This is a genomic window from Kitasatospora sp. NPDC091335 (genome assembly GCF_044757205.1).
Taxonomy (GTDB): domain Bacteria; phylum Actinomycetota; class Actinomycetes; order Streptomycetales; family Streptomycetaceae; genus Kitasatospora.
This window is the reverse complement of the sequence record NZ_JBIVUM010000009.1, coordinates 261,117-273,946: the sequence shown is the minus strand read 5'-3', so window position 1 is coordinate 273,946 and position 12,830 is coordinate 261,117. Positions and strand designations below refer to the sequence as shown.

Genomic DNA, 12,830 nt, shown 5'->3' with positions numbered 1-12,830 from the left:
GTGCCGGATGGTGCCGGGTCACGTCCCGGCGAGGCGCCGCTGTCCGGAGCCGGGGCCGAACCCGTGGGTGGAGAACGCGGGTTCGCCGGCCAGGTACGCCTCCACCGCCGCCTTGGAGGTCGGGAACATCGGGCTGGGCAGGACGGCGGTGGTGGGGTGCCAGCGCACCTCCAGGTGCTTGTCCGGCTCGACATTGACCAGCGTGCCCGTGAACTCGCTGGTGGCGAAGACGAACAGCAGGAACCCGCCGAGCCCGTCCCAGCCCTCCTTGGCCTGGATCGTGTGGACCAGACGCAGATCGCACGGGCGGGCGATGAGGCCGGCCTCCTCACGCAGTTCCCGGGCGGCGGCGTCGGGGATCTCCTCCCCGGGATCGACCTTCCCGCCGGGGACCGTCCATGCGGGGTGCGGGGTCCAACTGCGCTGGGCGTAGTGGACGGTGGCGATCCGGTTGGTGATCAGATCGTGGGCGATGACGCCGACCGACAGCCTGCTCGTCTCGTGCATCGGGACTCCGTAGTCGTCGAGGGAAAGGCGGGTGGAGCCGGGACTACTCGGCCGCCCGGGGAGGTGGGGAGCAAGGCCATGAAGCCGTCGACGGGCTTGAAACCGAGGCTTCGGTAGAGGGGGACGCCGGCTTCGGTGGCGCGCAGTTCGATGGAGCAGCCGTGCTGAGTGATCGCGGCGACCAGGGCGCTGGTGACTGCGCGGGCCAGGCCCTGGCGGCGGTGGGCGGGGTCGGTGACCACCGTGTGGATCCTGGCCCACCGGCCGGTCGGGTAGGCGGGGCCGCAGTAGCCGCGGTAGACGATGCCGATGGCGCAGGCGGCGAGGCCGCCGCCTGGTGCGTCGGCGACGTAGGCGAACAGGTCCGGGTCGGTGCCCAGTCGTCGGCGTACGTCGTCGCGGAAGGTCGCTCGCCACTGGTCGGTGACCGGTTGGCCGGTCAGGACCGCGACGCGCAGCCGCAGCAGCTCGTCGGCGTCGTGCGGCGTGGCGGCGCGGGCACGCGGATCGGGTGCGGGCACTCGGGTGCTCCTTGTCAGGGGGAGGCCGGCGGCGCGAACGCGGCGGCCGGGCGCTGGCCTCAGTCGTCCAGCGTGGGCAGACCCGTGAGACCGGTGTCGTGCATCACGCGGTCGACCGTGTCGTGGAGGGGGCTGTCACAGCCGACGACGGTCTCGATGCCGCCGGGCAGGAGGTCGTGCTCGCGGTACCAGTCCCGCAGCTCCCGCTCGGTGACCCGCGTGAGGTACTCGGCATCGGTCTTCGAGGCATGCCGCGCGAGGGTCTCGTGGAACGGGACGTCGAGGTAGTAGCAGCGGGAGACACCGCGGTGGTCGCCCACCAGGCCCGTGAGCATGTCCCCGTAGTGGTCGGCGTACAGGATGCCTTCGATGATGACGTGGTAGCCGGCATCGAGCGCGTAGCGTGCCACGGTGTCGATCAGGCCGATGTTCGCGCCGCCGGGCCGGTCGCGTTCGCGCAGCACGGTCCGGCGGAGGTTGTCCTGCGCGACCAGGGCCAGGCCGCGACCGAACCGCTGCCGGATCCCGGCGGCCACCGACGACTTGCCGCTGGCGGAGTTTCCCCGGACGACAACGAGGCGGGTCTCCTTGCTTCCCGCCATCACGCGGCCGGCAGCAGGTGCCGGGTGGCTCGGGGTGTTCATGTCGGCCGGCCGCCCGGGTGGACTTTCACAACCAGCCTGTGAGCCATCGGATTTCTTCCTCTCGAAGCGGCGGAGAGCGGATATGAAGGGTCGCGCGGCCGGATCAGGGCGCGGCGAAGCCGCGATCGGGCATGTGATCGCTTGTCGTATGTGAGTGCGTCGACAGGTGTTCCACCGTAGGCGGCTGGGCGGGGCCGTGTCGGCGTGTCGCGTCGGATGACACACGATCCGGTGAACGACCCCAACTCGCAGGACTGATTGGGATGTTGTTGATCGCCTCGGACGCTGCGCCGGGGCTGCGCCGAGCCCGGCGGGCCGCGGGGCAGGTGAGCGCTGGTCACTGGTGCAGCAGGGCGAGGAGCCGGTTGTGGAGGCGTTCCTCGTCGCGGGTGGCGCCCAGGTTCCGGTACTGGTCCTGGCTGGCGGTGTACCAGTTGACGGCGGCTTTGGTCTGTCCGGCGCGTTCGGCGGCCTGTCCGAGGTACTCGATGGCGTGGGCCGACCAGTGGCGGTGGCCGAGGTGCGCGAACTCCTGCACGGCGATGCTGATGGTCCAGTTCGCGGGGTCGTGCTGACCGGCGAGGGACTGGGCTTCTCCCAGGAACACCCGCGCCCTGGCCACGTTCAGTGGGTCGGGCGGGGTGAGCGATTCGAGGTCGGTGAGGGCCTGTTGGAGCAGCGGGAGCGCGAGGTCCGTGTTGCCCTGGCGGGCGGCGGCGGAGCCGAGGAGGATCTCGGCGAGGCCGGTGCCGCGCCGGTCGCCGAGGTCGGCGTAGAGCGTGATCGCACGGGTGAGTTCGGGTTCGGCTGCGGCGTACTGCTCGGCGTCGTAGAGGGTGGCGCCGATGCCGGCTGTGCACTGGGCGATGCGGCTGGTGTCCTGGTCCTCGGTGGCGAGGGTGCGGCCCTCCTCGTAGAGCCGCAGCGCCTCTTCGTGGGCTCCGGTGCGCTTGTGCGAGATGGCCAGGGTGGTGGTCATCTCGTAGATGGCCAGGCGGTGGCCCCAGAGCCGGGCGAAGCCGAGCCCGAGCTTGTGGCAGGGGACGCTCAGGTCGGTGCGCCGCAGGCGGTGGAAGAGCGGCCACAGGTCGTGGACCAGGACCACGGCCGCCTGGTGCTCGCCGAGTTCGCGGGCGGCGGCGAGGGCGGGCATGACCGCGGGGGCGATGGCCTCCAGCCAGTCCTGCGCGGCGCGGTCGCCGGTGATCGGGACCGGCTCGGCGGGGTGGTGGCGGTGCTGGCGCGGCAGGACGCGGTGGTGCGGGGTGAGGCGCTGGACGGTGTCCTGGGCGGTGGCGATCAGGTGGTCGAGGTAGCACTGCACGACGCGCCGGCGCGCGTCGGCCGGGTTGCGGATCAGTTCCCGGACCTCGGGGCGGATGCGGTAGACGTCGCCGCGCGCGCTCTGCCGGTCGGTGTGCTCCAGCAGGTGGCGGGCCGCGAGTTCGTGCATCAGGTGAAGGGTCTGTCCGGCGGGGGTGGCGGTGGCGGCGGCCACGGCGAAGTGGTCGAGGTCGGGGGCGGGGATCAGCGTGGCGAGCCGGAGAAGGCGGGCTTCTGGCTCGGGCAGTGCGGCGAAGGCGACGGCGGTGGTCATCGGGACGCTCTCCAAGGTGGTGGTGGTCAGGGCGGGGTGGGAGACGAGAGGGCGCGAGGGGGTGAGGACGGCCTCGCCGGCGGCCAGGCCAAGGGCCAGAGGGTTGCCCTCGCAGGCGCGGACGAGGGCCTCGGCGGCCTCCGGCTCCGCGTGCACCCGGTCCTCGCCGACGATGCGAGCGAGCAGCCGGACGGCGTGGGCGGGCGTGAGCGGGGCCAGACGGTGGTGGTGCGCGCCGTGGGCGGCGAGTGCGGGCATCGGCGACCGGCTGGTGACGACGACCAGGCAGGCGGCGCTGGCGGGGACCAGCGGCAGGACCTGCTCGGCGTCGGCGGCGTCCTCCATCATCACGAACAGCCGCCGGGTGGCCGCGATGGAACGCCACAGTGCCTGCAAGTCGGCTTCCTGCCAGGGAAGATGCCCTCCGCCTTCCCCGAGAGCGCGCAGCAACGAGCGGGCGGTCTCGGCGGCTGGCGCCGGGCCGCCGACGCTTTCGGCGCGCAGATGGACGAGGAGCTGTCCGTCCGGGTACCGCTCGGCATGCCGATGGCCCCAACGGGCGGCAAGAGTGCGCTTGCCGACCCCACCGCCCCCGGTGATCACGATCACCGGGGCGGTTCCCTCCGGCAGGTCATCGAGCAGCCCGTCCAGGGTGGCCACATCGTGCTCGCGGTCGGTGAACACCCTTGGGATCGAGGCGAGTTGCCGCGGCACCGGCCGGGGCGGTGCGCCAGGGTGGAAATGGACATCGCCGACCTGGCCGGCCTGGACGACAGGGCCTGTCCGGGCATCGGTGATGCGGTTGGACACGAACGGCACAGGGGCGGCCATCAGCAGCCCCTCTGTCGCACACCCGCCACCGTGAGCGTCCCCTGCTCCCGCTCGGAGGGAGCCCCGGCGGGAACGGCGCGCTGGGCCGGCAGACGGGCGCCGCCGCAGGCGGCCAGCCGCAACGCCGTGCCGACCAGGGCGAGGTGGGAGAAAGCCTGGGGGAAGTTGCCGACCTGGCGCCCCAGCCGCGGGTCCCACTCCTCGGCGAGCAGGCCCAGGTCGCTGCGCAGCGCCAGCAGCCGGTCGAACAGCTCGCGGGCCTCCTGCACCCGGCCGATCATGGCGAGGTCGTCGGCGAGCCAGAACGAGCAGGCCAGGAAGGCACCCTCGTGGCCGGAGAGGCCGTCCACGTTGTTGCCCGACTCGTCGTGGGTCGGGTAGCGCAGCACGAACCCGTCCTCGGTGGACAGCTCGCGCTGGATCGCCTCGATGGTGCCGATGACGCGCTTGTCGTCCGGCGGCAGGAAGCCGACCTGGGGGATCAGCAGCAGCGAGGCGTCCAGCTCCCGGCCGCCGTAGTACTGGGTGAAGGTGTTGCGCTCCGGGTCGTAGCCCCGTTCGCAGACGTCCGCGTGGATCTTCGCGCGCAGCTGTTCCCAGTGGGCGAGTTCGTCGGCGGTGGTGGAGGCGCGGCGGCGCAGGAGGGTGATGGTGCGGTCGATCGCGACCCAGGCCATGACCTTGGAGTGGACGAAGTGCCGGCGCGGGCCGCGGACCTCCCAGATGCCCTCGTCCGGTTCCTGCCAGCGGTTCTCGGTCCAGCGGGCGAGGGCGCGCAGCAGGGTGTCGGCGCCGTTGGAGGGGCCGAGGCCGGCATCCTCGGCGACGAGGAGGGCGTCGGTGACCTCACCGGCGACGTCGAGCTGGAGCTGGCCGGCTGCGCCGTTGCCGATGCGGACCGGTCGGGAGTTCTCGTAGCCGGGAAGGTGGTCCAACTCCTGCTCTTCGAGGGCGCGTTCGCCGGACAGGCCGTACATGATCTGCATCCGGGCGGCGTTGCGGCCCAGGGTTCCGAGCAGCCAGATGAGCCAGGTCTCGGCTTCCGAGGTGTAGCCGAGGCGCGCGAGCGAGGTGATGGTCAGGGCGGCGTCGCGCAGCCAGGTGTAGCGGTAGTCCCAGTTGCGCTCGCCGCCGATCTGCTCGGGCAGGGAGGTGGTCGGCGCGGCGACGATCCCCCCGCCCGGGTGGCACAAGGCCTTGAGGACGAGCGCGGAGCGCACGACCGCCTCACGGTAGGGGCCCTGGTAGGCACAGCGGGACGCCCAGTCGGTCCAGAACGCGGTGGTGCGGGCGAGTGCCGAGCGGGGACTGCGCAGGTCGGGCGCCGGGTGGTAGGAGGTGCACCAGGTGAGGGTGAAGGTGACGACCTCGCCGGCGGTGATGGTGAATTCGGAGTGCGCACCGGCCTTGGCGACGGCGTGGAAGGGGCCGTCGAGCCAGTAGGAGCCGGGATGGGCGGTGGCGCACAGGCGCGCTGCACCGTTGTGCGAGGTGCGGGTGAACAGCGGAGTGACGGCGCCGTAGCCGGGGCGGGCCCGGAGCATCGAGGTCATCGCGACGGCGCCGCTCAGGCCTTCGACGATCCGAACGACCTGGGGCGACCGGATGGTCTCGGACGCCCCGGTGCCGATGGGCATGAAGTCGACCACCCGCACCGTGCCGCCCGGGGTGTCCCACTCGTGTTCCACGACCATGGTGTCGCCGCGGTAGCGGCGCCGGTCGGCTGCCGGGTGAGCGCCGTCGGCGGTGGGGCCCAGGCGCCAGAGGCCGTGCTCCTCGGTACCCAGCAGGGCGGCGAAGACGGCGGGGGAATCGAACCGGGGCAGGCACAGCCAGTTAATGGTGCCGTCGTCGCGGACGAGGGCGCCGGTGGCGGTGCTGCCGATCAGGCCGTGGTCCTCGATGAGGGACCGCGAGCGAGGCGGGAAGACGGGGGTGGGCATGGCGATCCTGACGGGGTGAGTCGGTGAAGCTCAGACCCGGGTGGCGGCCGGGGCACTGAGATGGTCGAGGGCCGCGCGAACGGTGGCGGCGAGGCTGGTGGCAACGGCCAGCCGGGGCATCGTGCCCAGCAACTCGGCGTGGACGAACCGCTGCGCGCGCTCCTCCCGGTCGCAGCCGACGACCAGCGCGGTGCGCGAGCGGTGGAGAACGTGCTGCTGGACGTCGCGCGCGTGCTGCGCGCCGGTGGGGCACCACAGGAGGACGGCGCCGAAGCGCCTCAGGTTGTGCTCCTGCCAGCCGAACGGCGCTGTCGGCCAGACGGCGGGCTGGGGGTTGAGGACGGTGCCGGTGAAGCCGGCCGCGTCCAGCAGGGCGACGGCGTCGCCCTGCCAGCCCGGGCGCCCGGCGCCCGAAGGGTCCAGGTACAGCGTGGGGCTGCCGTCGGGGGTGAAGTGCTGTGGGTACTCGACCAGCTTCATCGGGCACCGTCGGCGGCGACGGGGCCGGGGCGGCCGAGCAGGAGGACCATGACGACGGCATGGGTGCGGGTCTTGGCGCCGAGGGCGTGGGTGGCCCGGAGGATGACGCGGCCGATGGTGTCCGGGTTGAGGCCGGTCATCCTCGCGACGGCGCGCACCTCGTGGCTGGCGAGCAGGGCGAGCACCTCGTGGCCGATCGGGTCGAGTTCCGGGAGCCGGTCGGGCAGGGCCGCGCGCAGCACCGCGGCGTCAAGGCTTCCGGAGGTGATGAGGTCGACGATGGCGCGGGTACGGTCGGTGCGGCCTCGGCGGCGCATCACCTGCGACATGTGGTTGGAGGCGGTGCTGGCAGAGCAGCCGAGCAGGGCCGCGACGCCGTCGTAGGTGTTCCCGAGGGCGAGCTGCAGGGCCACGTCGTGCTGGCGCTGGCTGAGCCCGTTGACGGTCTTGGAGACTGTGCGGAGGGAGCCGAATTCGGCCAGCAGCACACGGCGTGCGCTGCTGGCCCGGGCCTCGCGCAGGGTCAGTTCGGCCGCGATGACCAGGCAGCCCTCAACCGGGAGCCTGAGAGCGCGGGCCGCCGCCCGGTAGGGGTTGGTTCCCCGGTCCCGGTGCTCGGCCGCGCCGACGGAGGCGGACCACACAGGGGGGACGCGCTGGGCGGTGAGCATGTCGCTCACGTGGCGGCCGAGCCGTTCGGTGACCAGGGCGCAGGGAACGGCCATCGAGCCGGCGCGCATCAGCAGCCGCACAAGCGGGGCGGGAACGGTGGCTGAAACGGGGGCGCCGCTGGCCAGGAGGAACGGATCGGCGCCGCAGCGGCGACCGGCAGGCAGCTGGACGAGGGCGCCGGCGTCGACGATGACGCCCGAGCGGCCGATCAGATGGCGATCCAGGTCGCGGGTCGCGATTCCGTCGGCGGGGTGTACGTCGGCAGGTCGTAAGGTGCTCATTTTCCGTCTGGGGTTGTCGGGGTGCGGCCCTGGCCCGTAACGGCCGCCATGGGGTGGTGCGGTGGAACGGGTACTCAGCCGGCTGGCCGACGCGGGCCCAGCGAAGAGGGACCGGTCCGGCGTTTCGGCGCGGAACGCGCGGCGATCAGGCGGTCGGCGGCGCCGACCTGGGCTCCGAGGAGGCCGCAGACGAGGCCGATCGCGGCCCGGCCGCCGGTGCGGCGGGGGTTCACGCGGCTTGTCCGCGGGGCTCGGTGCGCAGGAGCGGTTCGGCGGGCCACGTCGGGTCGACGTCGCTGAGGAGGACCAGACCGGCCAGCACGGCAGCGATGCTCCCCTGGATCTGGGTCCGCACTCCCAGCCAGGCGCGCAGGTCCCGGCCGTAGCCGCGCACGGTGGCGGCCGTGACGCCGAAGTCGGCCGCGAGTTCCGGGGCGGTACTCCCGCCGACCCAGCCCACCAGGACACGGCGGAGCCGCTGGGGGAACTGGATGCTGACGGCGAGCGCGGTGCAGGGCTCCGAGGTCTCGGTGATGATGCGCTGGGCGGCGCCCCAGGCGACGAGCTGGGACGCGGTGCGGGTCCCGGTGGCCGTCAGCAGGTCCTTGACCGCGGCGTCGACCTCAGTGCGCTCCCAGGAGAGTTCGGGATCGGCCGTGATCGTGCGGACGGTGGACTCGGCGCCGAGGTGACGGAGCAGACGGACTTGTTGCCCGGTGAGGCTGTGGGCGGGAAGGGCGGCGGTGGCCATGATGCTTTCTCCGGTGGTCGGCGGACGGTTCACGGGTGGTTGGCGTCCGGAACGCCGCTCTGGCCGAGGCGGTCCAGCAGGTGGGGCCCGAGACCCTCGGCTCGGCCGGTGCCGACGACCAGCACGAGGTCGCCCTCGGCGGCCGTCTCGACGAGCCGCCGTGCGGGGTCGGGTTCACCCGGGCCGGACCGGACGCGGTGGACCGCGCTGCGTCCGAGAACTCGGACGGCCGCCCGCTCGACGGCATCCAGCGGGTCCGGTCCGTCGTGCTCGGCCAGCGGGGTGCTGACCGGCAGGAGCAGCACGCGATCGGCACCGCCGAGAGCTGCGCCGAGATCGTCGGCGTGGGCACTGGTTCGGGCGATGCCGTCCGGCTCCAGGACGACCACCACATCCCCTTCAGTGAGCATCCGGACGGCCGTGACGTCCTGGGCGATCTCGTGCGGGTGCCGGGCACGGGAATCCGCCACGGTGATGCCGGACCGGGTGCCGAGCACGGAGAGCGAGCGCTCGACGCCCCGGAAAGAGGCAAGACGCTCCGCCACAGCCTCCGGGCTCTCGCCGGCGACGAGGGCGGTGGCGATGGCGGCACACACCGCCAGGGCATGATGGCGACCGGTGACCTGGACCGTGAACTGGTGCCTAGCGCCCTGGTGGTGGAGAGTGAGGAGGTGCTCGCCGCCGAGCCACCGGGGCGGGAGGACCCACACGTCGGCGCTCTCGTCGAGGCCGACGGTCACCACGATGGGGCCGGGCCGGTCCGTGAGTCTCTCGTGCACGATCTTGGCACCCTTGTCCCACAGCGGCAGCACCACCGTGCCCGACGAACGGGCCAGGTTGGTGGCGTCGTTCAGCGCCTCGATGGTGTCCTCGAAGTGCGGCGCGTTCCGGGTGGCGCTGGTGATCAGCGTGACCGCGGGTCGCGGCCGCCGGTACCGGTGCGCGGTGCCGGGGCGGTAGCTCCAGGGACCGAGGGGAGCGGCCTCGTGAGTGGTGGTGTCCGGGCACAGGTCCACCACCAGCCGCCGGTCGCCGCCGTGCCCCGGCGGGCCGCCCTGGGCGGGGGCGTTGAGGATCCAGCCGGTGCGTCCGTCGTCCAGCGCGGCGGCGAGCACCGCCGCCGCCGTAGCGGTGCCATGGCTGCCACCGACGGCCACCAGCTGACCGCCGAACCCGGCGGCCAGCACCGCGAGCGCGTGCGCGCGGGCGAGCACCGGCAGCTTCAGCTCCTGGGCGCGGTCGAGTTCGGGGTGCGCAGCGGCCACCACCCCCGACCACACCACACAGGTCCGGTCCTCCTGGACGTTGCGGGCGTCGAAGCCGACCTCGACATTGACCCCGGCCTCGCGCAGCCGGGCAGCGGCGCTGTCCTGATCGGCGGGGCCGATGCTGCCGGTGACGTCCAGGCCGCGGGAGGCCAGCCACAACGCCAGAACCTCCATGCCGGGCGCCGTGACGTCGACCAGGTGCGCCTTGGCCAGCAGGTCGGGGGCGGGTTTCGTCCTACCCTTCGCGCGGGGTCGGACGGAAACGGCGTCCATGCTCTCCATGAAGTCCTCCAGCAGGGTGAGGGTGAGGGGTGGAACCGGGCCGGTCGCGGGTCCGGGGGTGTGGCGCCGCGACCGGCCCGGGGCTCATGCCTGGGTGAGACCGCGCTCCAGCTCCGCGTCGGTGACGCGGGCGGCGTGGTACTCCAGGTCCAGGTGGGCGACGCGGGCCAGGTGCGCGACCACCGGCTCGCCGAGCAGCTCACCGGCCGGCTCGCTGGCCTCGAAGACAGCAAGCGCCTCGGCCAGGGACTGCGGCACGGGCGACGCCTCACGGTTCAGGTAGGCGTCGCCGCAGGTGGCGGGCGGGGGTTTGAGGCCGGCCTCGACGCCGTGCCGGACACCGGCCAGGACGGCAGCCAGCGCGAGCATCGGGTTGGCGTCCGCACCGGGCAGCCGCACCTCCAGCCGCAGACTGGGGCCGTGCCCGACCACCCGCACCGCACACGACCTGTTGTCCCGGCCCCAGGCGAAGCGGGCCGGCGCGAAGGAATGGTCGCCGAGTCGCTTGTAGCTGTTCACGTACGGCGCCCACAGCGGGCCGGTCTGCGGCAGCACCGTCAGCAGCCCGGCCACCGCCTGCTCGCCCAGCTCCGACAGTTCGGTCCCGTCCTGCGGGTCGGCGGCCAGGACCGGCCGACCGTCGACATCGTGCAGCGAGACGTGCAGGTGCAGGCCGCTGCCGACCCCAGTGGCCGGAGCCGCCATGAACGACGCCACCATGCCCTGCTCGTCCGCGACCGTCTTCGCGGCGTGCTTGAACAGCACGTGCCGCTCGCACACCTCGCGGACCGGGCCGTACGGGAAGGTCACCTCCAACTGGCCACACGCGCCCTCGCCCTTGACCGCCTCCACCGGCAGGGCGGCGGCGGCCAGGACCTGCCGGAGCCTGCGTCCGAACTCCCGCACCGCCGACGGCTGGTCGAGGGCATAGTCGCGGTTGTCCCAGGTGACGGGCCGAAGCCCGCGCCAGCCGGCCGCCGCCGCGTCCCGGGCGGTCCCCTCGTGGAGCACGAACTCCGTCTCGACCCCCACCATCGCCGTCAGGCCGACACCGGCCAGGCGCTCCTGCTGCTCGGCCAGCACGGTGACCGGGGCCAGCGGGTGCGACCACCCCTTGCTGACCGGATCGGCGAGCACCACCGCCGTGGACGGCAGCCACGGCAGCACGCGGGCACCCTTGGTGTCGGGCAGCAGCCCGACGTCGCCGAAGCCGGACCCCCACGAGAACGCCCCGGTGCGCGGGGCGGTCATCCCGAGGTCGGTGCCGATCACGTACCCGCACATCTCCGGAGCCAGGCGGCCCGACCGCAGCCGCTCCACCAGAGCGGCCGCGTCGTACTCCTTGCCCTTGAGACGGCCCTGCACATCGACAGCCGCAAGCAGCACCGTCTCGATCCCGAAGCCGGCCACCAGCCGGTGCAACGGCCCGACCGGCGAAGCCGCCACCGGCGAGCTTCCGGTCCCGCGGTACCGGGCTGCCCGCATTGCCCCCTTCGGACGACCCGAGCGGCGGCTGGTCACACGACCTCCTCGGTCAGCTCCACCAGCTCGGCCGACCGCTGGACAGGCGGCGCGTACGAGCGCCCCGCCTTGAGCCACCACGCCCACGCCAGCACCATCACCGCCAGGAGCGCGACGGGAGCGTAGTTGAACGTGTCGACGGTCACCGGATAGCTCTGGGGCAGGCACACCAGCACGCTCACCACCGCCACCCAGCCCACCGCGATCCACCCGATCAGCGGCCCACGGCGGCCCAGGTTCCACGGCCCGGGCCGGAACTTCCGGCCCCTGCGAAGCCGCAGGTAGATCGGCACCGCGTACGCCGGCGTCATCCCCACCACGTTGACGGCGGTCACCGCCCCGTACGCGGTCGTGCTGTACAGCGACGGCAGCGCCAGCACCGCGGCTGCCCCCACCGACAACCACACCCCGGCCACCGGCGTCCCGGTGCGCTCCGACACCCGGCTCCACAGGCCCGAGGCGGGGAGCGCGCCGTCCCGGGAGAAGGCGAAGACCATTCGCGCCGACGCGGCGGTCTCCGCGTTCCCGCAGAACAGCTGCGCCACGATCACCACGACCAGGAGCACCTTCCCCCCGGTTGTCCCGAGCGCGTCGATGAAGATCTGGGCGGGCGGCACACCGGTGGCGGTCGTGAGGACGGCGTCGTAGTCCTGGACGGCGAAGAGCATGCCGGCGAGGAGGACGGCGCCGGCGATCCAGCTCACCCAGATCGAACGGACGATCCCGCGCGGTGCGGACACCGCCGCCTTGGTGGTCTCCTCGGCCATGTGCGCGGAGGCGTCGTAGCCCGAGAAGGTGTACTGCGCCAGCAGCAGCCCGATCGCGCTCACGTAGATCGGGTTGCTCCAGCCGGTGTTGTTGACGAAGTGCCCGACGACCCAGCCGGCCTCCTGGTGGTGGCTGGGCACGATCGCGAGCGCGCCGACGATCAGCACGACGCCGCCGATGTGCCACCACACCGAGACGCTGTTGAGGAAGGCGACCCGGCGCACGTTCGGCAGGTTCAGCAGCGCGTGGAGCAGCAGGACGGCCGCGAAGATCCCGAACAGGCCGACGGGCGTGGGCTCGTATCCGAACTGGAGGTTGAGGAAGGCTCCGATGAAGGAGGCGGCGCCGTAGTCGATGCCGCAGATGCCGCCGATCAGACCGAGCAGGTTGAGCCAGCCGACCAGCCAGCCCCACCGCGGGCCACCGAGCTGGTGCGCCATGAAGTACAGGCCCCCGCTGGTCGGGTAGGCCGAGGTCACCTCGGCGAGCGCCAGGCCGACGAAGAGGACCGTCGCACCGACGCCGATCCAGCCCCAGAACATCACCGCCGGACCGCCGGTGTTCAGGCCGAACGCGAACATCGTCATGCACCCGGACAGGATGCTGATGACGGAGAACGAGCTGGCGAAGTTGCCGAACTCGCCCATCCGCCTGCTCAGCTTGGGCTCGTAGCCGAGCTGACGGAGCCGATCCTCGTCGGACAGCTCAGCGGCGTGGACGGGGGACATCGAAGTCGACCTCCGTGGGGAGAAGGTGGGCAGGGA

Annotated in this window: 11 protein-coding genes; all 11 read right to left on the bottom strand. The window is 72.8% G+C overall.

All coding sequences use genetic code 11. The features are described from left to right. Positions 1-18 precede the first annotated feature (18 nt). Positions 19-507, bottom strand: a complete 489-nt coding sequence (locus tag ACIQOW_RS21100) for an NUDIX domain-containing protein (RefSeq protein ID WP_401087154.1) — start codon at positions 505-507, stop codon at positions 19-21. Then, entirely contained in the window at positions 459-1,028 is a 570-nt protein-coding gene (locus ACIQOW_RS21095; protein ID WP_401087152.1) for a GNAT family N-acetyltransferase, read from the bottom strand. The genes ACIQOW_RS21100 and ACIQOW_RS21095 overlap by 49 nt, the downstream gene beginning before the upstream one ends. 59 nt (positions 1,029-1,087) lie before the next feature. After that, positions 1,088-1,672 carry an AAA family ATPase gene (locus ACIQOW_RS21090; protein WP_401087150.1) on the bottom strand — a complete coding sequence of 195 codons (585 nt, stop codon included), beginning with the start codon at positions 1,670-1,672 and terminating at the stop codon, positions 1,088-1,090. 337 nt (positions 1,673-2,009) lie between these two features. Beyond that, positions 2,010-3,953 (bottom strand): NB-ARC domain-containing protein, encoded by a 1,944-nt coding sequence (locus ACIQOW_RS21085; RefSeq protein WP_401087149.1) that lies wholly within the window; start codon positions 3,951-3,953, stop codon positions 2,010-2,012. 146 nt (positions 3,954-4,099) lie between these two features. Continuing rightward, positions 4,100-6,043, bottom strand: coding sequence for a glycoside hydrolase family 15 protein (locus ACIQOW_RS21080; protein WP_401087148.1), 1,944 nt, complete (start codon positions 6,041-6,043; stop codon positions 4,100-4,102). A 30-nt stretch (positions 6,044-6,073) separates the two neighbouring features. Further along, on the bottom strand, positions 6,074-6,523 hold the full coding sequence (locus tag ACIQOW_RS21075) for a hypothetical protein (RefSeq protein ID WP_401087147.1): 450 nt from the start codon (positions 6,521-6,523) through the stop codon (positions 6,074-6,076). After that, positions 6,520-7,476 (bottom strand): LuxR C-terminal-related transcriptional regulator, encoded by a 957-nt coding sequence (locus ACIQOW_RS21070; RefSeq protein WP_401087145.1) that lies wholly within the window; start codon positions 7,474-7,476, stop codon positions 6,520-6,522. The genes ACIQOW_RS21075 and ACIQOW_RS21070 overlap by 4 nt, the downstream gene beginning before the upstream one ends. Before the next feature lie 229 nt (positions 7,477-7,705). Then, positions 7,706-8,227 (bottom strand): hypothetical protein, encoded by a 522-nt coding sequence (locus ACIQOW_RS21065; RefSeq protein ID WP_401087143.1) that lies wholly within the window; start codon positions 8,225-8,227, stop codon positions 7,706-7,708. Between the two features lie 29 nt (positions 8,228-8,256). Next, positions 8,257-9,777, bottom strand: coding sequence for a Mur ligase domain-containing protein (locus ACIQOW_RS21060; protein ID WP_401087141.1), 1,521 nt, complete (start codon positions 9,775-9,777; stop codon positions 8,257-8,259). An 84-nt stretch (positions 9,778-9,861) separates the two neighbouring features. Next, the gene (locus ACIQOW_RS21055) at positions 9,862-11,223 is read right to left on the bottom strand and encodes a glutamine synthetase family protein (protein WP_401087139.1); all 1,362 of its coding nucleotides are present in this window, start codon (positions 11,221-11,223) and stop codon (positions 9,862-9,864) included. A 71-nt stretch (positions 11,224-11,294) separates the two neighbouring features. Beyond that, positions 11,295-12,794, bottom strand: coding sequence for an amino acid permease (locus tag ACIQOW_RS21050; RefSeq protein WP_401087137.1), 1,500 nt, complete (start codon positions 12,792-12,794; stop codon positions 11,295-11,297). Positions 12,795-12,830 lie beyond the last annotated feature (36 nt).